We start from the raw sequence: 23,308 nt of genomic DNA on the forward strand, positions 1-23,308 counted from the left end.
GTGGTTCCAACACTTCCTGCTTTTATTTGGGTTAATACCAACTGCGTTGTTACTGACTTTATATTACCGATAAAATAGCTCTTCCATTTATTTATCATTTCCTTTAATAACTGTTACTTTTTTCCCTTCTATCCGAAACTTCAAGCCACTCATTTCCAAAACTTTTAAAACAGTTGACAAGGTAGCATCCCTTTGTATATCGCCCCAGTACTTGTCATCAGGCACAATCCCGTTTTCGTAATCCACTTCAATATCATACCATCGCGATAGTTGTTTCATCACTGTTTGTATATCTGTTTTATCATAGGTAAAGTATCCGTTTTTCCATGCTATTTCAGCTTCTACATTGGCGTTTTTTAGTATTTTGATTATTCCTTTTTTGTTTAATTGCGCCTGTTCGCCCGGCATTAACTGTTTTTCTGAATCTCCTTTATTAAACGCTATGCTTCCTTCTATTAACGTGGTTTTTATAAGGGATTCATCTTCATAGGCGTTGATATTAAAATGTGTGCCTGTTACTTTTATCGTTCCGCCATCATCGCCCGTGCCCGATAATATCTTCACTAAAAAGGGAACTTTTTCTTTTCCATTAGCAGCCTGCCGGGAAGCCACTTCAAAATATACTTCTCCTGATATTTCTACTGTTCTGCTGTTCTGTGTAAACCTTGCCGGGTAACGAATGGAAGACGCTGCATTGAGCCATACCCTTGTTCCATCTGAAAGCTGCAGTTTAAATTGTTTTGCCCGTGGTGTAGAAATAGTGTTGTATACCACTTCATTTGTGCTGCTGCTTTTAGAATCATAAATGAGCTGACCTCCTTTATTAATCACTTTTACATCCGACTGGATTGCAAGCGTTCCGTTGCCCGCACTGTCTAATACTATTTTCTCGCCATTTGCCAGGGTAAGGATAGCGCCATTTTCACCTGGTTGTATATCATTGCCTGGTTGTGGATCCGGCTTATGTGTTAGCGTTTCTTTTTTTTCCGTACTCCTGAAAAACAGGCTATAGGCGCCGGCTCCCATTATCAAAATAATAGCAGCAGCCGCCACAAAATGGAAAACACGGAACCTCTTTTGTGGAATAACCGGAACAGCATCTGTTTCATCAATTTCTCTCCCGATGCGCATTTGCAGCGTTTCCTTAAATGTTTCCTTTTCCTGTGCTGTCCATTCCCATTGGCCTTCTTCAGCAAGGGAAGCAAGCCATTTTTCAATAACAAGCTTTTCCTCTTCTGTGCATAATCCCATCCTGTATCGTTGCAGTAGTTCCTTAGCTTGCTCTGTATTCATTAATATTTACTTTTAAATAAGGGACTAATGAGGAATCATATATATGTTCCATTTATAAGCCTTTGGTAGTAGATTGAAAAAAATAAAAATAAAAATGCCTGTAGAATTGAAAAGGGGAGCCAAATGATCAACAAATAGTACCTGAAACGCGCCAATAGTATGTGGAATTATTTTATCCGTATGTTGGATGAAACAAGGCAACCACCGGTATAATGCATCAGTCTGTTTGATTGGCTTTGACTTTTGCCCGGTTGCAATAAATGTTCAGGTGTAATGTTATGTTATTTCTATATCTATGCAAATAGAGAAAAAAGGAATATCAATACCATAATATCTGCGCTGCTCACTTCAGTTCTGATCAGCTTTAATGCGTTGCTTACCTGTTTTTTAACGGTGGTTTCCGCTATTCCCAATCGTTTTGCAATTTCTTTATGAGAAAGATTTTCATGCCTGCTCAATACATATACTTCCTGCATTTTATGTGGCAGCCTGGCTACAACGCCTGCAAGCCTTGATTCAAGTTCCTGCAGTTCAAGTTTGTTCATAGCGGAGGTGTCTAAGTGCTCGTAGTATGCAGATAAAGCGTTTAAAAAACCCTGCTTATTGATGTTCTTTTCTATATAACGGATAGAGAGATTGCGAACGCTCTTTAAAAGATAGGCTTTCATGGAGCCTGAGAGGTTCAATTCATATCTTCTTTTCCAAATGGAAACAAACACATCCTGCACAATATCACAGGTATCTTCGGGTGAGCGGGTTATTTTGAGTACATATAAGGACATTTGTTCCCAATAGCGATCGTATATTTCAGCGAAAGCCTGCTTATCATTCTTGCGGAGCAAGCTTAATAATTCCTCATCCGTTAAGTGCTGGTACATGGCAGCGGCAATGTTAGATAAAATCGTTAAATGAAAAAAAATAAAATAGTGCTAAAATGTTTGTTGCAAATTGCTTCCGGCTGAAAGATAAAGGAAAGCTGTAAAATAAGTATCCTGTACATACATGGTTGCATGCAAAAGGTACAGTACTTGCAGACCTGAAATTAACGCGGTGCAGATTTTTGCTCCGCTTGTAATTTGTGAATCAATAATAGTTTATATACACGATGATATCTTTCTACTGTAACAATTTTAATAGTTCATCCTTCACCTTGTCATAATCATCCCCATGCTCACTCCATGGAACCGCTTCCGGCATAGAAACTTCACTTAAAGCCTTTGGAATTATTTTGTTGATGAGGTTTATAACTTTCTCTCTTCCCCATTTTTTTTCTGTCATTAACAGAATAAACCGTCCTGCCTCCAGTTGGCCTTTTGCTTCCGTAGCCTATTCATTGGAAGCAATCCAAACTCCATTGAGCATCACTTTTTCAATATCCCGCATGGCCTTAATATCAACCAATGGATTGCCCTTTATCATCACAAGATCTGCTATTTTCCCTTTTTCAATACTGCCAAGCCGGTCGTCAATCCTGAAATACCTGGCATTTTCAATTGTGGCACCCGTAATCACCCGGCCGTTGGGGATACCGCTTTCTACCCATAGCTCCATTTCCCGCTGATAGGCCCAACCCTCCTCCGCGTAAGGTATCATGGAATGAGAGCCAAGCACAAGGCGCACCCCGCCTTTACTTAATTTGGCCGTCATCGCCTTCATATTATTAAAGCCTGATAATTTTGCACTATCTATTGGGCCATTACCCGCCTGATATTCAAATGGACCTAAAGTGGGACTTACAAAAGTGCCTTTGCGCACTAAGTACCGGGTTAAACTATCCGCCGCAGCACTGTTAATATTGATATCCTTCCACATATTATAACGCCCCGGCTTGCGAAAATTATTATCGGCCAACATTCCCTGTCGATATTTCTCTCCTTCTCTTTTAGGCAGGAGTGATAAACCAAATGAAGTAATATGCTCCACTCCATCCAACCCCGCCTCAATGGCGATCATAGCTTCCGTAATTTCTAAGTGTGCGGTTACCGGGATACCGCGTTGATGAGCGGTACTGCAAATGGCTTGTATCATTCCGGGTGGAACCCTGAAATAAATTTTGAGGGCCGTTACACCCTGATCAGCCAGTGCGTTTACCTGTTGAATGGCTTCGTAATTATCCCGCACTATATAGGCATCGTAAGGATAGGCGGGAGGAGGCATGTCGAAATGCGGGCCGGTTAAAAACAGACGGGGAATCTTTTTACCTGATTTCCTTTCCTCATCATAAGCTTCTATCCACGCGCCGGGATCGCGAATGGATGTTACGCCATGCTGAAGAAATTTCGCGGGGAGCCCTTTAGTCCTGTCTAAATGAAAATGCGAATCAATAAATCCGGGTAGCAAATACATCCCACTGGCATCCGTAATTTCAGCAGCAGCGGGGATGGAAACATCACCCATCTTTCCTGCATATTGTATTATTCCCTCTTTAATCAACACACAACCTTCGGTAAGCGGTTCGCCTCCCAATCCATTAATGATGGTTACGTTAATAATTGCTTTACTATTTGTTCCGGTTGATATTTCGCCTGCATTAATTTCAATAATCTGGTGTTTATTTTTCTTCGTTTGCGCAATGGTAATGCTGCAGCTACAAAGCATAAGGATGAAAGATGATAACAGTGTGGTGTAAGTGCTCTTTTGATGTAGAAAAGAACTGGTAAAAAATTTGTTTGCTGTCATGAGCTATTAATTTTTTAAATTCTCACATCGCCTTTCCCTGCCAAACCCCGCCACCAAAGGTGATGATGAAAATTCTTGTCGGGTCGCGGATATCTAAGTCCACCCTTTTACCCCATTTAAAATCATATCCTTTTATGCGTTGCCAGGTTTCGCCTCCATCCTGAGAGCGATAGGCCGCACTATTAAAGCCACAGGCATAAAAAGTTTTAATACGCGGGTCGTAAGTTATATCATGAATGTGCTGATCATTCTGCAATACGGGTATCCAGCTTTTACCTTCATCTTTCGATATAAAAATACCACCTCCAATATCCGGCGTAAATTCATTCTTCGTTTTTCTTCCCCAGGCCGACAACAACAACCTTTCCGGATTATCAGTATCCACCACCAAACTCATTGGACCATTTGTTTCCTGTGGGAGTGGTATTTTTTTCCAGGTTTCCGCACCATCATCTGAGCGGTAAACAGCGCCATCGCCTTCGTTGCCTATACTGCCATCTTCGCCGCGGCGACAAACAACTAAAAACAAAGCCCCATCTTGTTCGCGGCGGGTTATTCTCCATGCAAAGGGTTCTTTTCCTTCAATCCCTTTATTTTTTTGTTTCCAGGTTTTTCCACCATCGGTTGATTTATAAACTCCTTTTCCAAATGCGCAGGCATATAAGGTTCTGTTGTTTTTAGCACTCAAAGGATCAATTAAAATATGCGTGATGGCAGCTTCACCAATATCGGCGCTAACGGGTTGCCAGCTTGCACCACCGTTTTCAGTAACTAATATACCGCCTTTATAATTTGATATACCGCTTCTTCTCCACATTTTTGGACGGGGCAGGTCATGCGTTCCACTCATAGCGGCCCATGCTTTTCCTTTTACCTGCGGATCAAACGTTAACCAGTAAGTACTATTAATCCAACTTCGTGGAATACCATTATTAACTGTTGCACTACTCCAGCTTTCAGCTCCATCTTTACTTTCCATTAACCCTATATCGGTAGCAGCAATAAAAACATGATCCTTGTTAAACGGATCAAACACAATGGCATAACTGGTGGTTACTTCCAGTCCCCGCGACATCCAGGCATCGCCTGATTTTTTTTGGGTATATACCTGCTCCCAGGTTTTGCCACCATTTACGGATTTGATGGTACGTCCAAAATCAGTAGCATAACATATATCAGCGTTAGCAGGTGCAACGCCAATGGCAAATGGGTTCTCTCCCCAGCCTGGGCCAAAGCGTTCATTGAGCCATCCACTTTTAAAATTAGGAGAAACCTTATCTCCATTTGCAGTAAATACATCTTTCCAGGCCAGCATCCATGTTTTTCCATAGTCTTCACTCTTAGCAACACCTATGCAAGTAGTATCCTTACCCAGTTTAAAATTGTTGTAAGAAACATAAAGCACTTGTGGATGCAATGCACTGGTAGCAATGGCTCTCCATTCGGGCAGGGCTGCGTTCTTCATACCTAACTGTAACAAACCATCCTGCCTGTTTTGCCAGGTTTTGCCTCCGTCACCGGTATAAAAAATTCCGGATTGACCGGCATTCGCATTAAAATAAGAAGTACCCGCCATGGCATAGATGATGAATTTGTTTTGTTGCGCATCAAACCCGCCGGTGCAGGAGGTAAGCAAAGCAACCCCTTGCGGACCTTTATTTAGTTTCCATGCGCCGCCTTCCCTTTGCATAATCGTATTTCTACCGGTAACGTATAGAGTACGGTCTTGCTTCGGAGAACCAGGTACGATAAAAATATTTGTTGCGCCATCTTCCAACTCTTTTTCCTTGGTCCATTGCACTCCTCCATCGTCTGAAAAATAAAGGGCGTTATTTTTGTTGATGGAAATAGCGGCGTATAATTTATTAGAGGCGGCGGGGTCAACCGCCAGGGCCAGCACATGTCTTCGGGTACTGTCTTTGGTAACCACCACTTCCTCCGCATGATCTCCTTTGGATACAAAGCCGGAAATTTCAGCGGGAGCGGGATATAGAACCTGCCAGGTAGCGCCTTTATCCATGCTTTTGTATAACGCAATTGAATTAGCGTATACGATATTGGAATCCAACGGATCAAATACATAAAAACGAACGGGGCTGTGCAGGTTAAACCTTGTCCACTTTGCACCGGCATTATGGGTAACATAAGCCCCGGTCATATCGCAACTCACAAACACATCATCGGGGTTATGCGGACTAATAGTTGGATGAAACATGGCGCCACCGCCGCCCGGCCCGGTATAAGCTGGGGCATTTGTTGTTGGGCTCAGGCTCGAACCTGTGGGTTTATCGGCGTCAGTCCGCGTTACATTATTACAGCCTTTAATCATGGCGCCTGCAAAAAATAGCAATGCTGCAAAAAAAATATTTTTGAGTGTTGAATGTTTTTTCGTGCTGACTGTAGAATAATTATTCATTGCCTGCTTATTCTGTTTCGGGATATCCATGTAAAACACCGGACCCAAAACTGGTGATATAAATTTTATCGTGCTGGTTCTCATCCACAACTATGCGATGACCCCAATGAAAATCATAGCCTTTTATTTTCTTCCAGCTTTTGCCATAATCATCGCTCCGGTAAGCCGCTTTATTAAACGTGTTGCAATATACCCGTCCGGGATGATAAGGATCTGTGGTAACATCGTACACATATTGCTGCTGATCAAAAATGGGAATCCAGGTTTGTCCGGCGTCTTCCGAAAGAAAAATACCACCGGGCATAGTAATGGTTTCATTGCCTCCGGTAGAACGGGCAACGGTGCCACCAATTAAATCGCTTAACGAAATGCTTGCCCAGCATGCCAGGTAAATGCGGTTGGGGTTTTGTTTATCAAAATCAATACCATTGGGGAAGAAGGGTTCCTGAACCACATTTGATTTTGTCCAGCTTTCTGCGCCATCCGTTGATTTATACACAGCGCCGGAATAATACTCCCGGCCTTGTTTCCCATTTTTATGCATGGGCGTGGGGCTTACTGTTACAAATAAATTTCCGTTGCTGGTTAAGGTTAATTCAAAGGCGCAGGTGTTTGCTTCAATACCCTTGTTTTTTAGTTCCCATGTTTTACCATCATCGGTTGATTTGAATATTCCTTTATTGTATACAGCGGCATAAAGTGTTCGGTTACCCGGAGCCGAGTTAGTGTCTAACACTATAGAAGTGGCGGGCGAATCAAAGCCCATTCCATCTGTGCTGGGTTTCCAGGTTAATCCGCCATCAACAGATACGCATATACCACCCTTGGCTCTTGCTTTCCATTTTGGGTTGCGCGTCATCTTGCCTCTCGGAAAATCGTGCATGCCCGACCATGCCGACCACACTTTGTTTTTCACTTTAGGGTCAAACTGTACCCAGTAGCACGTATTTGCCCATTCCGCGGGTACTCCTTGTACCGACCGGCTCCAACTCTTACCATTGTTAAAAGAATGGTGATAACCAATATCGGTATAGCTTATGGCAATATGGTTGCTATCAAAGGGATTAAAATGTACGCCGTAAGTAGTGGTAACATCCATACCATTGCTGGTATAGGTTTCATCGGGCTGCACCACGCTGTACATTTCATTCCAGCTTTTGCCGCCGTCCATCGTTTTCATGGTGCGGTACCAGTCTGTAACTATGGCAATATTTCCGTCTTTGGCATATACACCCACATCAATGAGTCGTATATATTCGCCGCCAAAAGCTTTTTCAACCCAGGCGTCTTTTAAATTGGCAACACCTATTCCATCTTTTACAGCATATTGGCCCGAGCCGCCGCCTCCTTTCCACACCCAGTTCCATTCTTTGCCGGCATCACTTGTTTTTATGGCGCCATACCAATAGATGCTGGCAGACGTGTCTTTTTTCTCTTCGTATTTATTACAAACAAGGTATGCCTGCCCCGCATCAAACTCAGCGCATTTTATCATGGAATAGCTGGGCTTTATGCCATCTTTTTTATTGGTGAGGAGTGGATGTTCCAACTGTTTCCAGGTTCCGCCTTTATCATCCGAAATCCATACTTCGGTATTGCCAAATTCGTCTTCCATATTATCATCAGCATTGTTATGCAACGCATAAAATATTATTTTCCCATCCTGTGCAAGCGTGCCGCCGGTAAAAGAATAGGCCGGTGACATGGAGGCTGGCAATTTTTTTTGGTTGAATAGTCCGGTTGATTTTTGAAAGATATACATGGATTGCTCCGTGAATACATATACTTCACCTTTTAAATCAACGGCGCTGGTATAAATGAAATCTATGTGTTGCTGAAGGTTTTCTTTTTTCCAGGTGTTACCATTGTCTGAACTGTAAAAGAAAAAATTACCCATACTAAAATAAATGGATTGTGCCGAAACCGGATCAACCCGTATATGGTCAATCATGCCGCTTTCGTATAATGAGCCTTCTACGGTTTGAATGCTGTAACTGGCATGATCGCCCTCATACGATGTCGCTTTAATTTCATTTTGCTTTGGATAAACCTGACTCCAGGTTCTTCCTCCATCTACGGATCGGTTTAAGGCTGCGGATCCTATATAAATGGTATTGGAATCGCCGGGGGTGTACGCAAATGCATTGGCGCCGTTTGCAAAGTTGATTTGTTGATAGGAATCGCCGCCATCCTTAGTTAAATACGAACCCGTCATATCGCAGCGCACCAAAAAATGATCGGGCGATTGATACGAAAAAGTAGGAATAAAAGTAGAGCCGCCGCCGCCCGGCCCCAGCTTTTGCCAGGCACGGGTATCGCTAAATGGTTTGCTATTGGTATTAGCGTTTTGGCAGCCCAATAAAAAGATAAGGGCTAAACCTATATAAGCAGTCAGGCTATTTTTATTATTATTCCTGTTCAAACTTTTTTCAACGGGCAGATAAAACTGAGGGCGATTGCGTATGAGATATTGCACAGCCAAATAGACTGGTTGGCATTTCAAAAAAAAATCAGTCATAGCTTTATTTTTCTAAATGAAAAGGGCTGGCTACTATTCTTCCAGCCTTTTTCTTTATGCCGTAAACATTTAAATAACGCTGCTATTCGTATCCTGGGTTTTGCCCAATAGACGCAGCATCCAACGATGGGATAGGTAATAAATAATCATTCTCATCATACCCATCGGCATTATCAGGTAGGTTCACCTGCTGTAATAATTTTTTTCTTAACACATCAAAATACCTGTCATTTTCAAAACAAAGTTCATAGCTTCTTTCGTCTATCACTTTTTGATCAAATTGCGCTTGCGTCATAGCCAATGTTGCCCGTGGCTCCGTACCCGTACCCTCATTAGCCCTGTCAATTATAAGATTTAAACGATCAACCGCCAGTTGTGTTGGTCCGCTACCCGCCATATTAGCCGCTTCGGCATATATAAGCAATACATCCGCGAACCGTAATAATTTCATTTCAATTCCGGCATCGCCGCCACTCACTTGCTGATCGTAGGTAAGATTAGGCATATTGAGTTTACCAATATAAGGTACTCCGTCTGAAGATTCGGACCAGTTTATGATGCGTGCCGATGGATCATAGATATCAGAAGTAAAATCTAAAAGGATATAGCTGTGTTTACGTGGTTGTTCAGGATAGATAGTAGTAGCCCATAATATTTTAACCGGGCCCGAACTCCATCCATCCATTTCTGAGGGGGCCCAAACGTTGCCGGGCATATAGGGAGCATCGGAAGAAGTTGTAAAAGCAAACATTATCTCCATATTGCGGTTATTGGATGTTTTAAATACATCCTCAAACTTCGGAAGTAATTCATAAGGGCCGTTCGTAATTACATCGTCGGCCATGTCTCTTGCTTTGGCGTAATTTTCCGTTTGATTTAGTGGCGCAGTGGCCCTGGTTAAATACACTTTTGCTAAAAATCCTTTTGCTACCCATTTGTTGGGTTTACCGGGAACAGCGGCATCATAATCTGCCATATTTTCTGCTGCATATATCAGGTCGGCCTCAATTAAGTCATAAATCGCTGCAATCTCAAGACGTGAATCGGGGGTTAACGGGGTTGCAATAGGATCGGGAGAATCCTCCGTTAAGTATGGAATTTTACCATACAACCGCACTAATGTAAAATAATTATAGGCCCTCAGAAATCTTCCCTGCGCAACCACATTCGCTATCACTTCGTCCGGGTTTCCAGTCAGGCTACCATCCTTAACCGCTTTTAAAACCGCGTTTATATTGCTAATTGATTTGTAATGCCAGGTCCATACTTCATTAAAAGAACCCACGCTAAAATCGAGGTCTGCGCCCTCAAATTGTCCATCGGGATAGGCTACTCCGTTTTGGTAACCATTCCAGGTTGAAAATAACGCGTTCATTGATCCCGCGTATGCAGCTTCGCACTGTCCTGCAGTGCTGTAAAAATTTGCAGGAGTTGATATTCCTTCGGGCGCTTCGTCCAGTTTTTGACAGGATGTTACCGTTATACATAAAAGTAATAAGAGCATGCCCGCATTTGAACTCATTTTATAATTTTTCATCTGCTATAATTTTTTGGTTTATTCACCTAACCAGGTATTTCAGACAATTTTATTTTCAGTAGCTATTGAAAACCCGGTGCAGGTTACTGAATCATGATGATGAATTAAAAAGTTAGGTTTATACCAAACAGGAATGTTTTTGATGTTGGGTAATTACTTAAATCAATACCTAAACCACCGGCGCCGGCCGCATTGAACGAACTCACTTCCGGATCATAGCCTGTATACTTCGTAATTGTAAACAGGTTAACTGCCGTAGCGTAAACAGATAAATTTGAAATATGTATTTTACTCAATACAGACAAAGGGATGTTATAAGTAAGGGTAATATTTTTCATGCGTATATAAGATCCATCTTCTATCCACCGGCTGGAACGCTGATCAACGCCTATGCCCGCAGTTTGATTGGAGCCCAGGTTAAGCAGGTTCCTGTCTCTGGAACTAAGGAAAACGGGCACATCCGTGTTTTGGTTATCAGGGGTCCACCTGTTATTTAAATTAACGCTGGTGCCATTAGACGGGTTTTCGGTTTTTATTCTTACCGCGTTAAAAATATCATTACCATAACTTCCCTGAATAAGAAATGTAAGATCAAAATCTTTATAACTTAAACTATTGTTCCATCCGTAAATAAATTTGGGGGAAGCGTTTCCAATTACTTCCTGTCCATCAGCCGCTCTCGTTATTTTTCCGTCCCCATCAACATCTTTCCATTTGGCTTCACCCGGCGCCTGTCCCATTTTTTTTGCATCTTCTCTTTCTGTCTCACTCCAGGTACCCAGGTTAACATATCCGCGCATCTGGTCTACCGGCTGACCTACCTGTAAATATTTCACTGAAAATCCACTCGCGTAAATCTGGTAACCGCCGCCGGTATTTGTTCTGATTGCAAGGGGCTGATCATCTAACAAAGCCAGCACCTTACTCCTGTTGAAAGAAACGTTTACTCCCGTATTCCATCTGAAATCAGTGCCGGCAAGGGGTATGCCACCCACTGAAATTTCAATTCCTTTATTTTGTATTGATCCAACATTGGCAAGTTTCGTTGAAAAGCCGGTATAGGCTTCTACCTGTTTATTCAACAACAAATCGGTCGTCACTTTTTTATACACATCAATGGTAGCGGTAAGGCGCTCATTAAAAAAGCCGAGGTCTATACCAATGTTTTTTTGTTCAGTGGTTTCCCATTTAAGGTCGGGGTTTCCCGGCCTTCCCAGTGCAAATCCAATATTGGCAGCGCTGTTGCCGTCATAAGGATAATTGAATCCTGAGGCAACAGTTGCGAGGGTTTGATAAGGCTGAATAGCCTGGTTACCTGTTTTACCCCAGCTACCTCTTAACTTTAGGTTTGAAATGAATTCTATTGTCTGCAAAAATTTTTCTTCGGAAACCCTCCAGGCTACGGCGGCCGAAGGAAAATACCCCCACTTGTTATTTGCGCCAAACACCGAAGAACCATCTGCCCTGTAACTTACGGTTAACATGTATTTCCCGTCAAAAATATAGTTGGCGCGTCCCAGGAAAGCGTTTAGTGTTTGCTTGGAAAGGAAATTGGTTTTTTCGTTGATCTGCCCGGCGCCGCCTAAATCATTGATTCCTGTTTCGTCGCTGAAAAAGCCCTGCGCATTAATATAGGAACCTTTTCCCTGTATTAATTGCTGTTCGGCCACGCCGGTTAAGGTTAAATTGTGTTTTTGATTAAATGTTTTATTATACGTAAGAATATTAGAGTTCTGGTAATATTCATACCGGCTTTCCGATAAATCTCCTACTCCGTTAACACCCCGGCCCGGCTGTGTTTTTGTGCTGTAGTAGTGTTTATCATCATTGCTGTTAATACTTGCAGCGCCAGCAACCCGTAAACTAAGCCCCTGTAATAATTGAAATTCGAGAAATGTGCTTATTTCATTGGTGATATTATTTTTTTCGGCCCTGGTTTCCCTGGCGGTTGCAACCGGATTCCATACATCATTGTCGGCATATATTTTAGAGTCATCGGGTCCTCCTTTTAAAGCTTTATAATTATAATTTCCATCGGCACCATATACCGGTGTTGCAGGATCGAACCTTGCCACGGTATTGATCACCTGTCCTAAAATATCTCCGTAACGGGTGCCTTCACCCACCGGCGGCACATTGCCTTTATCTTTGATCACATTCAGGTTAACACCGGCGGTTAACCACTTGTTCAGTTTCAGGTCTAAATTACTCCTTAAATTATAGCGTACATATTTTGTATTGATCACAATCCCCTGCTGATTCACATATCCGCCCGAAACAAAATAACGAACGTTTTCAGACCCCCCACTTATAGAAAGCTGGTGATTTTGTAAGGCCCCGCTACGGTACACTTCATCCTGCCAGTCGGTGCCTCCGGTGGCATCTAATGAAGCAATCTGTTCTTTTGTAAAAGGTATTACAGGTTCTATTGGGGAATTTACAGTACCGTTGGCAGTAGCTGCCCAGTCGTTTGATTTACGCGCATAATCCCCGGCATTCAATAAGTTCAGCTTGTTACTCAATTGCTGGGAACCGGCGCTAAAACCATAATTAAAAACGGGTTTGCCTGTTACTCCTCTTTTAGTAGTAATTAATATTACGCCATTAGCGCCACGTGCTCCGTAAATAGCGGTAGCCGATGCGTCTTTTAGTACTTCTAATGATTGAATATCATTGGGGTTGATGGTGCTGATATTCACACCCTGTATACCATCTACCACCACCAGGGCGTTATTACCGCCGGTAATAGAATTGCCTCCCCGTACACGTATAATGGCATTACCACCGGGGGCGCCATCGGTATTTTGCACCATTACTCCCGCCGCGCGGCCCTGCAATGCCTGGTCAACTCTTTGCGTAGGCAACCTGGTTAAATCCTCGCCTTTTACAGAGCTTACCGAACCGGTAAGATCGCTCTTTTTCTGCGATCCATATCCCACCACCACCACATCTGTCATTTCCGCTTCCACGGTCTGCAGTACAATCGGGTTTAAAGCGCCAGCTTTTGAAACCGGTAGTTCTACTGTTGCATATCCAATAAACGAAATAACAAGTGTGCCACCTGTATCCGGAACATCTAAGGTGAAATTACCACTGGCATCGGCGGTAGTGCCTTTTTCGGATCCTTTTACTTTTATGGAAGCGCCCGGTAAAGGATTCCCGTTCGCGTCAACAATCTTACCACTTACTTCAACCGGCGGAGGAGGAGATGGAGCAACAACAACGGTTTCCTGTTCAGCTTCCGGCTCCTTTACCTTTACCACTATTTGTTTTTCATCAATAACATACGCAATCGGCTGATCTTTAAAACAGAGATCCAGCACGGTTTGCAAACTGGCATTGTTTACCTGCACGGTTACTTTTTTGCAGGATTTCAATAGCCTTTCGTTGTAAAAGAAATGATATCCACTTTCTTTTTGAATGGCTTTAAACACTTTCTCAATGGGCACTTCTTTCAACGAAAGCGTAAAAGTTTGCGCAAAGCCTGTGGCATTTGCCTGAAGACAGGCTGCGAGCAATAAAACAACGGTTAACTTCATAACCATCAGCGTTTTTTTTTCCTGCCATAGCCGTGGCGAAGGCAGGGGGGCTGTTTCGGTATTCGATCCGCCTTCGTTAAAGCTTCGGCGGATAATGGCATTCAAATTCATAACTTTGTTTTTTTCCCGTCTATGCATTAGCGGAGACGGGTGTTTGGGTTAAACAATAAATAATCGCGCAACGATTGTTTTAAAAAGTTAATCCCTTTTTTGCCGGGTTCCGATCGCCATCGGGATCCGGTTTTATTTGGACTAACTGCTATCTTTATCCGAATCGCATGAACTATTTTTTTTAAATATTATTTAGTAATAAAGCATGCCGAAGTTTTATAGTTATTTTTAAGATTAGCAGGTATGCTGGTTCACTTAACTACGGAAGTACGGTGATCTTTCGGCCTTCGAGCTTAAAATGCACATCACTCCATTGCATCCATTTCAGCAGGCGCGAAAGGTTTACCGTTCTGCTTATTTTTCCTGTAAACCGGTCTTTAGGAATATCGCCGGCAAATTCCACTTCCAGGTTATACCAGCGTGCAGCCTGCCGCAAAACGGAGGGCAAATCGCTGCTGCTAAACTGGAAATAGCCATCCTTCCATGCTATTGCTTCTTCGGTGTCGGCCGCTTTATCAATCTTTATCTTTCCACTCTTTTGGAGCAGCGCCTGCTGTCCGGGTAATAAGGAACTGCTGGTATTTCCCTTTACTATTTTTACAGCCCCTTCCAGCAGGGTTGTTTTTATCGCATCCTCTTCCTCGTATGCATTAACATTAAAATGAGTGCCGAGCACCTGTATTTCCATACCCTCATTCTGGCTGGGTGTTGCGGAAGATGAGTTAACCAGTACAATAAAAGGTACTTTCTTTTTTCCTTCCTCTATAATCAAGGGAGCCACTTCAAAATACGCTTCGCCGGTTATGGTCACTTTTCTTTCTTTGCCGGTAAATGCGGTGGGAAAACGAATGGAAGAAGCTGCATTCAGCCAAACCACGCTACCATCCGGAAGAATCAATTTATATTGACCGCCCGGTGGCGTACTCATTGTATTGTACATTACTTCGCTTGCAGCCGAACCGGTTGAAACATAGGCAAGTTCACCGGCAGAGCGCATTCTCAATTCCGCATTTCCCTGTTTCGCCAGCAATCCGTTAGTGGCGCTGTCTAAAATAATTTGTGATCCATTGGATAAGGTAAGTACGGCTTTGTTTCCTCCCGGCGGCACATCCTGTTTCATTTGACGTGGAACTTTATTTTTTGCAATAACAGGCTGCTCTCGCTGGTAAAGTTTTACATAAGCAATACTGCCTGACATTAAAATAAATACCGCTGCGGCTATCCTTACCCAGGAGCGTTTCCAGTATGTAATGAAGCGGCTATTATTGACGAATTCAACTTCTTCTTTTCCTACTGCACCCTCTCCTGCATAAATAAAGGCATTAATTCGCTCCGACATGTCCTCCGGCATTTGCTTTATTGCTTTATGTTTTTGCCATGCCTGCTCCAATACCCCACTCAATTCTTCATCCTGCGAACAATGGTTAACCCAGTTAGCCAGTTCTATTTTTTCTTCCTCTTTAATTGTTTGGTTTAAAAACCGCTCTGCCAGGTATTTGATTCTTTCCGATGCCATACTGTTTTACGCTTTGCTATTGGTAAGACAAACGGGAAGTAAAACAGAACCAGTGAGGAAAGGAATTTTGTAAAAAAACCTGGAAGCCAGGTAGTCACGGGATTTACTTGCTGAATCGTTTAATAAATAAGGAAACCCATAATACCAATAACAGAGATGGAGTGGGGTTCAAATTTTTTTCTGATGGTTCGGAGCGCCTGCACAATATGGTTTCTAACGGTTGAAGAAGAAAGGTGCAGTTGATGGGCAATGTCTTCGTGTTTCAGTCCCTGTTCACGGCTAAGTGTGTAAATAAGTTTTTGTTGCGGGGGAAGATTTTGGATTGTTTCATGAAGCAGTTGCTCGGCTTCTTTTGTAACAAGTGTGTCATCGGCCTTAATGTTTGCACTGTTTTGTTGTGCCTCCAATTTTGAAAGAATGATGGTTTCCTTAGACATTCGTTTAAGTGCATTGATTGCAAGATTGCGGGTTGCTTTAAAGAGGTATCCCCCCAAATGATCAATAGTTTCCATGGAGGAGCGATTCTTCCATAATTTAAGAAAGGTATCCTGTATAATATCCTCGGCAATTTCGGGTGATGCGGTAAGCGATAGGAGGTAGCTGTATAATTTATGCTTATAGCGGTTAAATAAAAGGGTAAAGGCAGGCTCACTACCCTGAGAGGCACGTAACAGTAACTCTTTTTCGGTATGAATTGTTTCTGAATTCAAAATGAAAATGAACAGTTAGTTGTAGTAAAGATAATATAAATTTAAAGATACTATTACCACTTATTCAGCTCTTCCATCGTAAAAGATTGCTGCCGTTCATTCCAGTGTTGCCTGATTTTTATTACTTCATCACGCGTTATGCCGGAGGCATTGTTGTTCCAGTTTTTCCTTATATAACTCAGCACCTGGGCAATGGTTTCATCCGTAATATCCTTATTGTGAGCAAGTCCTGGCATATCACCATTTATTTCGGGCGACTTATATAATTTTTTATTCACTTTAACCGGACCAGTTAATCCGTATAATACAATGGCAATAAGCTTATCCCTGTCGCCGGTAACCCACTCCGAATTGTTGAGCGGTGGTGCTAATGCAGCTATTCCATTTCCGTCTTCGCCATGGCAGGTTTGGCAGGTGGATGCAAAAAGGCTCATACCTGCCGGGAATTGTTTCCTGAACAAGCTGGTATCTTTTTTGACCTGCCTGTTGCTGATATTGTATATTGTTTTTTTGAGTTGTATTATAATGGCCTTATTTGAATCTGTAATGGCTGTACTAATCTTTTGATAAAAAGTCTTTTCACGATTTTCAAGATTACTAATGATGGCATCGCTTACAAAAGGATCATGAGGAAAAGTCTTTGCGAGGCTCATTAACATATCATCGGCTAACGGCTTATTGAAAGGATCAATGGCCCGGATCCTGAAAGCGATATAAGGTGCGGCAACACTATCGTTATTATTGATCATGTGCTGCAGTACCGGCACAAATTGTTGGTAATTGGTTTTATTTACCACAGCCGGTAAAACAGTTATAGCCTGTACCCTGATCTTATTATTACTGTTTTGCAGCAGTGGTAATACATCTTCCGCCTGCAAAGCTTCCATGCCTTCCAATGCCCACAGGGAGTGAATAAGCGTTAAAGGATTATCCGTTTTTTTTAAATTTTCACGCAATATGGGAACCGCATTTGTAAGTTTGCCGTCTACCAGCATTTGCTGAGCCTTATCCCTTATCCAGCCATTGGGAGAGGCGAGGAGCGCTGCCAGCTTTAGCGGATCGGCAGGCACTGCTACCGGTTTCAATGATGCGCCTTCGGGAACTACTTTATAAATACGGCCGCAATTGAGTGGTTGTGAAAGCGATCTTTCACTAATTTCTTTTTTCAGGTAATCGGTTAAATAAAATTTGTGCTGAATAATGCCTCTGTACATATCCGTTATGTATAGAGCGCCATCTGGACCGTTATACAAATTGACTGGTCGAAAACGTTCATCAATGCTGGTAAGAAATTCCTTTCCTGCATAGGCCTGCCTGCCTTTAATAACATAACCATCTTCTTCCAGTATATTTCTCTTAATAAGGTTTGCAGAAGGTTCCGCCACAAAAGCGTTGTTGTGATAGGCGTCTTTAAATAAACCACCGCGGTAAATAACGGGGCCGCAGGCAGCAGTAAAATTTACGAGGCGCGAGTGATCATCAAGGATGTTTTCCATATATCCCCTGTTTACGCCGGGTGTGGGCCGGGCCGGGTACACCCTGTTGTTTTCTACTATCTTAACATTATATCCCGATATGCTGCGCTGATTGACATTGCCTGCTCCCGGCCCGGGCAGGAAATAATCGCCTAATAAATTCTGTGAATTGTTGTTATAGAATAAACGTCCGTAGTCATCCTGCGTTATTCCCCATTGCCCGCGAAAACGTGTCCATTCCGTAACCCAGTGATCGCCTTTTTTCCGGTAACGCTTTTCCGAATTGGCATTATATACCCAGTTGTCCATGGCTCGCATTAAACCATTGGCGTCATGTTCTACATTGCTGCCAATAGTATATGCGCCGTCCACCAGAACTTTTTTGCCCGGCCGGTCGTTCTTTATTTCAACATACCACAGGTTGGGAGGCGATGCTACAAGAATACCATCTTCTATTAAACATAAAGCCCTTGGCAACACCAGCGAATCCATAAATACTTTCCTGTTGTCTGCAATACCGTCTCCGTTCTTATCTTCCAGTATAATAATTTTACCATTGGGCCTGTTTTCCCCCGTTCCTGCTGTATCCGGCATATAGCCTTCCATTTCTAACACCCATATTCTTCCCTTTTCATCAAAGGTTAAAGCAACAGGGGCGCTTATTAATGGTTCGGCAGCCACCAGCTTTACCTCAAAGCCATCTTCAACTTCCATTGCTGCAAGTGATTTCTCAGGCGACAGAACAGGTGAATTGTTCAATATTTCTTTCCGTTCAAGCGAATTCAAAGGGGCTGGTTTTATATCCGTGCTTTCACCGGAATTGCAGCTTGCAAATAAACATGCAAGTATAAAAACAGGAATAATTTCTATCGTTCTTTTAATCATTTGTTTTCGGATCAATAAAAGCGCAATATGTCTGATGAAAAAAATTGGGAGACAAAAGTAAATAAATTATACTGTTTACGCCGTTGTTGATGTTCGTGAGCAGGGCAACGTGAGTTGGCATTACCAACAACTGAGTGATGGTTAACAGCTAACCCCTAAAGTGTGTGATAAATCCAAAGTCATCTATGTCTGTTTCATAGAATTTTACCTGTCATCGCAGGATTATTGCTTTCCCTCAATAGTATGGCTCAACTTATTACTCCGCTTAGTAGCGGCGATACTACTTTCACCCTGCCTGCCTATGCAGATGTCAACAGCAACTACCGTACCTATGCCAACAATGTATTTGGGTTGCTGGAAGCCGGCCGCGTGCCAACGGGGCTGCTTTTGGATTATGCTTTCGATTTTACGGAACCAAAAACCTTTAACGGTGTTACCCTGCACGACAGCATGATCGTTTTTATCGCCAAGGCCATTTACGAAATAAAGAAATATGTGCTACCCAACACGGAAATTTTATTTTTCAGGCTCATACTGATGAAAAAGTATTATTAGCTTTATAATATTGCCTTATTACTGAAAAATGTTTTGATTATGAAACGCCAACCTTTCCTGCTGTTCGCCTGCTTATTTTCCCTGTTACTATTATCCTCCCGTTGCAAAAAAGACAAGTTTGAACTTCCGCCTGAAACTACCACCGGCGCAATGACCTTTGGCTGCAAAGTGAACGGCAAAGTATTTGTGCCACGGGATGGAAGAGGACAACCTGGATTATTTTGCCAGTATTTAAACTTGGGAGAAGGTGAAGGTGGAGGCTGGTTTTTGAATATTCCGGCGGGTAATTGGCAGATTTCTCCTATTGAAAGTGTACATATCGAAACTGATAGTCTTTTAGTTGAAGAAGGTGTAATTTATGATTTTAAAAATCAAAAGGGATTTCCTCACGCTTTTTACTTTAAAAGTAGGGAGTATCGAAAATTGGATAATAATACTGGTTGGCTTCATATTACAACCCACGATAAAGCCAGGAGGATATTAGCTGGCACATTTGAATTTGTAGGCACCAATACCAGTACAGGGGAAAATATAAGCATTACTGAAGGTCGTTTCGATATTATTTATTAAACCTTTTCATAACCTTAAAATTACACTAAATGAGAAAATTTTTACCTGCCATCGCAGGATTGTTGCTTTCCTTCAATAGTATGGCTCAACTTATGACTCCGCTCAGCGGTGGCGATACTACCTTCACGCTGCCATCTTATGCAGATGTAAATAGTAATTACCGTACCTACGCCAACAATGTATTTGGGTTGCTGGAAGCCAGTCGCGTGCCTACCGGCTTGTTGCTGGATTACAGTTTCGACTTTATCGAACCTAAAACTTTTAACGGTGTTACCCTGCACGACAGCACCCTGGTAGAGGCGGGTATATTTTCGGAATTGTATAAAACCATTTTTACCGGTAAATTTAATAATACCGGTAACGGTTACCGTTGCCAATAAAACCTACAATGCGCCTTCCGGTTTATTGCCGCTTGATACTTATCCGGGTGGCTTTTACACGCTTACATTTGGCGGGCTTCCCAACAGTGTCGTCAACAATTCCTTTCAAACCTTTAACAGCAATTTTAATATAAGGTACAGGTTTGCTTTTGTGCATGCCACCAGTGCCTTATGCATCGGAGGTGGTAACCAAACGCTCACAAATACCCAGTATATGGCCCGGTATATTGGCGCAACCCCGCCAGCAGCGCCATTCAACACTCCATTTCAAAATTTTACTACTGCCTTTAATGCAAATGGTGCAGTGTGGGATTTTGAAAATGCAACAACGCGTAGGTTAAATAATGAACCGCATGAATGGTTTTTTTTGAGAAGCGCTAACTGGTTGGCTGCCGAATTGACTAGAACCGGTACCAATCCGGGACCGGCGTCTAATTGTTCGGCGCTTTGCGTCAATATGGCTATAACAGGTCCTGCGTCACTTTGTACAAATGCTAGCTATTCGGTTCCTGTTGTTGCAGGCGCAAACTATACATGGAGTGCTACGCCGTTGGGCAGTGTCACTTTTGGAGGAACGGGCAACTCGGTTACAGCTACCAAAAGCCCTTCGTTTAATGGAACTGCAACGATACAAGTTAATGTTACTCTGGCGGGGTGTGGCGACCGTCCTGCCACTATAAATGTATTGGCAGGCACTCCCCCGGCCACTATTACATCCGTGACTCAACCCCCGCCGTCATATGGTACAATAAATGTGTACTTTAATTTACCTGGCAGTGTCTCGCCCATTACTTCGCATAAATGGTATATAGACAATGTGATGGTGTATAGCTCCTCGGGAGTACCCAATAGCCCCACTATATTGAACGGCGGCAGTTGCGGTATGCATGGTGTACGCCTGGATGTTATCAGTGCCTGCGGAACCAGTGCTTCCAATTCATTTCAGTATTATAAATCGTGTGGTAGTATGTTTACGGCAGCGCCTAATCCTACCAATGGTCAACTGACCATTAATGTAATAGAAGAAAATACTGATTCCGAATTATCTCAAAGCAAACTGGCTCCTGGTCCATCAGCAACATCTCGAAAAGCATATAAGATTGCGATTACCGATATGACTGGAGTAAGACGGAAATATTTTGACTATAAGTCCGGAATCACCACAACTACAATCAATATTTCAGATTTGCGGGCAGGTATTTATAACGTGAGTGTATTTGACGGTAAAGAATGGGATAGTAGGAAGATTAATAAGCAATAATAAATCTAATTAAAGTAGGAGGCAGTTTCAAGTTTCCTTAAGCCGCCGTCCTCTCACACCACTGTATGCACATACGTGTACGGCGGTTTCTAGTTCTCCGCAGAGTCTGCCCGCGATTAGCGTGTGACTTGGCAGGCGACTCTGCGACAGGAAGACGATGATTATTCCCCCGCAGAGTCCAGCCAAAACACATGGCCCGGAGTTGAGACTCTGCGGAGAACGGAAAATATACCGCTACGCAGTCTTAGCAATCAGCAGTATATCTTTACGGCATTGACTAAGCCATTTGCCTGGTATAACTAAAATTGCCACAGATTCGCTGATTAATATACCATGTATAAAAATCCGGGAAGCTGTGGCTAAAAAATACATGCAATTATCAAACATTGATACTGTACATCCTTACTACACCTCGTTGGGAACTACATATGGCGGACGGTATACCCGTTTAAGCAAAGCATCTGCTTCTGTATCATTTACAAATTTTTCATTATCCATGTTGCCGCCCATAAATTTAAGCTCGCGGTTAAGGCGATAAGAAATATTGGCTAATAAAGGAAGCGATGATGAAAAGAATCCTTCATTAATGTCGCAATGCAGATCATCATTATTGTCTGACCGTATAGCGTCAATAAAATTGGCATAATGTTCAGTGCCACCGGGCGGGGTTCTTGGGTCAACTGGTTTTTTAACATCAGTCTTCTGCGAACCGGCAAATGGTTCTTTTTCTCTTTTGCGAAAAGCTTTCCATGTGCCCCCGTCTAATTCAAGATAACCTTCGGTTCCGTAAAACATATTTCCAATGCGGATATCAAGACTTGATTCGCCGTTTGAATACCTGCCCCTTGTTTCAAACTCAAGCATCTTTCCATCTTCGTATTTAAATATAGATGTTTGTGTATTGGGTGTTTCCTGGGCGCATTCTTTGGGATCAATGCCATAAATACCGCCATGTGAATAAATAGAAACCGGGTGTTCATTTTTATTGAGTCCCCAGCGGGCAATATCAAATTGGTGCGGTCCCTGGTTCCCGGTATCGCCGTTCCCGGTGTCCCAGAACCAATGCCAGTTGTAATGTCCTTTCTTTTCATTGTAGGGCCGGTAGGTGGCAGGGCCTAACCAGCGGTCGTAATGAAGCGTGGCAGGTGGTGCGCTGTCTTTAGCAATACCAAAAGAATCGCGTGGTTTAATGCAAAGCCCTCTTGCCATAAATACATCGCCAATACCACCATCGTGCAAAAATTTCATTGCTTCCATTACATTGCTGATAGAACGGTTCTGAAATCCAACCTGGAGGCGCTTGTTGTACTTGCTGGCGGCTTCAATCATTTTGCGACCTTCCCATATATCGTGCGATGCCGGTTTTTCAACATATACATGTTTGCCTGCCTGGCAGGCCCAAATGGCGCCCAGCGCATGCCAGTGGTTGGGCATTGCAATCGAAACCGCATCTATTTCCTTATCATCAAATACTTTGCGCATATCCCACTCCGTTAGTGGCTTTTCACCTGTTTTATCACTAACAATTTTCGCCCTCGAATCAAACCACTGCTCATCTGCGTCGCAAAGTGTTTTTAGCCGGATATTGCGACTGCTTTTTAGCGAACACCAGTTATTGATATGGGTTTGTCCCTGCCCGTGAATACCTATAACCGCTATATTAAGTCGTTCATTGGCGCCTGGTATTGCGGCATAAGATTTAGCGCTTAAACCCATAGCGCCAATAGTAACACCGGCGCCGGCTAAAGCAGATTTTTTAATAAACTCCCTTCTCGGGTAATTTTTTTGCATGATTGTTTTGTTTTTATATATGAGCAAATCGTTTTTTATTGGCATTGCCAGCCCTGTAACCTGAAACTTGTA

General features: G+C 42.8%; 16 protein-coding genes. 4 read left to right on the top strand and 12 right to left on the bottom strand.

The window, feature by feature from the left end:
- Positions 1-87: 87 nt before the first annotated feature.
- From FRX45_RS12365 to FRX45_RS12410, 11 genes are all read right to left on the bottom strand, one after another.
- Positions 88-1,293, bottom strand: a complete 1,206-nt coding sequence (locus FRX45_RS12365) for a FecR family protein (RefSeq protein WP_152268740.1) — start codon at positions 1,291-1,293, stop codon at positions 88-90.
- Between the two features lie 293 nt (positions 1,294-1,586).
- Complete coding sequence (locus tag FRX45_RS12370) at positions 1,587-2,171, bottom strand: RNA polymerase sigma factor (RefSeq protein ID WP_152268741.1); 585 nt, start codon at positions 2,169-2,171, stop codon at positions 1,587-1,589.
- Between the two features lie 238 nt (positions 2,172-2,409).
- A complete protein-coding gene (locus tag FRX45_RS23300) occupies positions 2,410-2,571 on the bottom strand; it encodes a hypothetical protein (RefSeq protein ID WP_193311682.1) in 162 nt (53 codons plus the stop codon).
- Positions 2,572-2,619: 48 nt separating this feature from the next.
- Positions 2,620-3,972 (bottom strand): amidohydrolase family protein, encoded by a 1,353-nt coding sequence (locus FRX45_RS12375; RefSeq protein WP_226805324.1) that lies wholly within the window; start codon positions 3,970-3,972, stop codon positions 2,620-2,622.
- Positions 3,973-3,994: 22 nt separating this feature from the next.
- Entirely contained in the window at positions 3,995-6,388 is a 2,394-nt protein-coding gene (locus FRX45_RS12380; RefSeq protein ID WP_152268742.1) for a VPS10 domain-containing protein, read from the bottom strand.
- A 7-nt stretch (positions 6,389-6,395) separates the two neighbouring features.
- Complete coding sequence (locus FRX45_RS12385; RefSeq protein ID WP_152268743.1) at positions 6,396-8,906, bottom strand: beta propeller repeat protein; 2,511 nt, start codon at positions 8,904-8,906, stop codon at positions 6,396-6,398.
- Positions 8,907-8,988: 82 nt separating this feature from the next.
- A complete protein-coding gene (locus tag FRX45_RS12390) occupies positions 8,989-10,443 on the bottom strand; it encodes a RagB/SusD family nutrient uptake outer membrane protein (protein ID WP_152268744.1) in 1,455 nt (484 codons plus the stop codon).
- A 104-nt stretch (positions 10,444-10,547) separates the two neighbouring features.
- Complete coding sequence (locus FRX45_RS12395) at positions 10,548-14,093, bottom strand: TonB-dependent receptor (protein WP_193311683.1); 3,546 nt, start codon at positions 14,091-14,093, stop codon at positions 10,548-10,550.
- 259 nt (positions 14,094-14,352) lie between these two features.
- The gene (locus FRX45_RS12400) at positions 14,353-15,609 is read right to left on the bottom strand and encodes a FecR family protein (RefSeq protein WP_152268746.1); all 1,257 of its coding nucleotides are present in this window, start codon (positions 15,607-15,609) and stop codon (positions 14,353-14,355) included.
- A 119-nt stretch (positions 15,610-15,728) separates the two neighbouring features.
- Positions 15,729-16,319 (bottom strand): RNA polymerase sigma factor, encoded by a 591-nt coding sequence (locus FRX45_RS12405; RefSeq protein ID WP_193311684.1) that lies wholly within the window; start codon positions 16,317-16,319, stop codon positions 15,729-15,731.
- Positions 16,320-16,372: 53 nt separating this feature from the next.
- A complete protein-coding gene (locus tag FRX45_RS12410) occupies positions 16,373-18,679 on the bottom strand; it encodes a DUF7133 domain-containing protein (RefSeq protein ID WP_152268748.1) in 2,307 nt (768 codons plus the stop codon).
- Positions 18,680-18,922: 243 nt separating this feature from the next.
- Here FRX45_RS12410 and FRX45_RS12415 point away from each other — a divergent pair, with 243 nt between their 5' ends.
- Genes FRX45_RS12415 through FRX45_RS12430 form a run of 4 tightly spaced genes read left to right on the top strand, consistent with a single transcriptional unit; the run spans position 18,923 to position 21,445 of the window.
- The gene (locus FRX45_RS12415; protein WP_152268749.1) at positions 18,923-19,234 is read left to right on the top strand and encodes a hypothetical protein; all 312 of its coding nucleotides are present in this window, start codon (positions 18,923-18,925) and stop codon (positions 19,232-19,234) included.
- Positions 19,235-19,267: 33 nt separating this feature from the next.
- Entirely contained in the window at positions 19,268-19,804 is a 537-nt protein-coding gene (locus tag FRX45_RS12420; protein WP_152268750.1) for a hypothetical protein, read from the top strand.
- Positions 19,805-19,833: 29 nt separating this feature from the next.
- Positions 19,834-20,184: a hypothetical protein gene (locus FRX45_RS12425; protein ID WP_152268751.1), complete on the top strand. Its 351-nt coding sequence runs from the start codon at positions 19,834-19,836 to the stop codon at positions 20,182-20,184.
- A 25-nt stretch (positions 20,185-20,209) separates the two neighbouring features.
- The gene (locus tag FRX45_RS12430) at positions 20,210-21,445 is read left to right on the top strand and encodes a T9SS type A sorting domain-containing protein (RefSeq protein ID WP_152268752.1); all 1,236 of its coding nucleotides are present in this window, start codon (positions 20,210-20,212) and stop codon (positions 21,443-21,445) included.
- Positions 21,446-21,850: 405 nt separating this feature from the next.
- Here the strand turns inward: FRX45_RS12430 and FRX45_RS12435 are convergent, their stop codons facing one another.
- The gene (locus tag FRX45_RS12435) at positions 21,851-23,236 is read right to left on the bottom strand and encodes a Gfo/Idh/MocA family protein (protein ID WP_152268753.1); all 1,386 of its coding nucleotides are present in this window, start codon (positions 23,234-23,236) and stop codon (positions 21,851-21,853) included.
- Positions 23,237-23,308 lie beyond the last annotated feature (72 nt).

The sequence above is a fragment of the Agriterribacter humi genome (genome assembly GCF_009192765.1).
Taxonomy (GTDB): domain Bacteria; phylum Bacteroidota; class Bacteroidia; order Chitinophagales; family Chitinophagaceae; genus Agriterribacter; species Agriterribacter humi.

Bases quoted from the DNA above. Each gene is read 5' to 3' on its own strand.
- FRX45_RS12365 (WP_152268740.1), bottom strand. From the start codon at position 1,293: ATGAATACAGAGCAAGCTAAGGAACTACTGCAACGATACAGGATGGGA.
- FRX45_RS12370 (WP_152268741.1), bottom strand. From the start codon at position 2,171: ATGTACCAGCACTTAACGGATGAGGAATTATTAAGCTTGCTCCGCAAG.
- FRX45_RS23300 (WP_193311682.1), bottom strand. From the start codon at position 2,571: ATGACAGAAAAAAAATGGGGAAGAGAGAAAGTTATAAACCTCATCAAC.
- FRX45_RS12375 (WP_226805324.1), bottom strand. From the start codon at position 3,972: ATGACAGCAAACAAATTTTTTACCAGTTCTTTTCTACATCAAAAGAGC.
- FRX45_RS12380 (WP_152268742.1), bottom strand. From the start codon at position 6,388: ATGAATAATTATTCTACAGTCAGCACGAAAAAACATTCAACACTCAAA.
- FRX45_RS12385 (WP_152268743.1), bottom strand. From the start codon at position 8,906: ATGACTGATTTTTTTTTGAAATGCCAACCAGTCTATTTGGCTGTGCAA.
- FRX45_RS12390 (WP_152268744.1), bottom strand. From the start codon at position 10,443: ATGAAAAATTATAAAATGAGTTCAAATGCGGGCATGCTCTTATTACTT.
- FRX45_RS12395 (WP_193311683.1), bottom strand. From the start codon at position 14,093: ATGAATTTGAATGCCATTATCCGCCGAAGCTTTAACGAAGGCGGATCG.
- FRX45_RS12400 (WP_152268746.1), bottom strand. From the start codon at position 15,609: ATGGCATCGGAAAGAATCAAATACCTGGCAGAGCGGTTTTTAAACCAA.
- FRX45_RS12410 (WP_152268748.1), bottom strand. From the start codon at position 18,679: ATGATTAAAAGAACGATAGAAATTATTCCTGTTTTTATACTTGCATGT.
- FRX45_RS12415 (WP_152268749.1), top strand. From the start codon at position 18,923: ATGGCTCAACTTATTACTCCGCTTAGTAGCGGCGATACTACTTTCACC.
- FRX45_RS12425 (WP_152268751.1), top strand. From the start codon at position 19,834: ATGAGAAAATTTTTACCTGCCATCGCAGGATTGTTGCTTTCCTTCAAT.
- FRX45_RS12435 (WP_152268753.1), bottom strand. From the start codon at position 23,236: ATGCAAAAAAATTACCCGAGAAGGGAGTTTATTAAAAAATCTGCTTTA.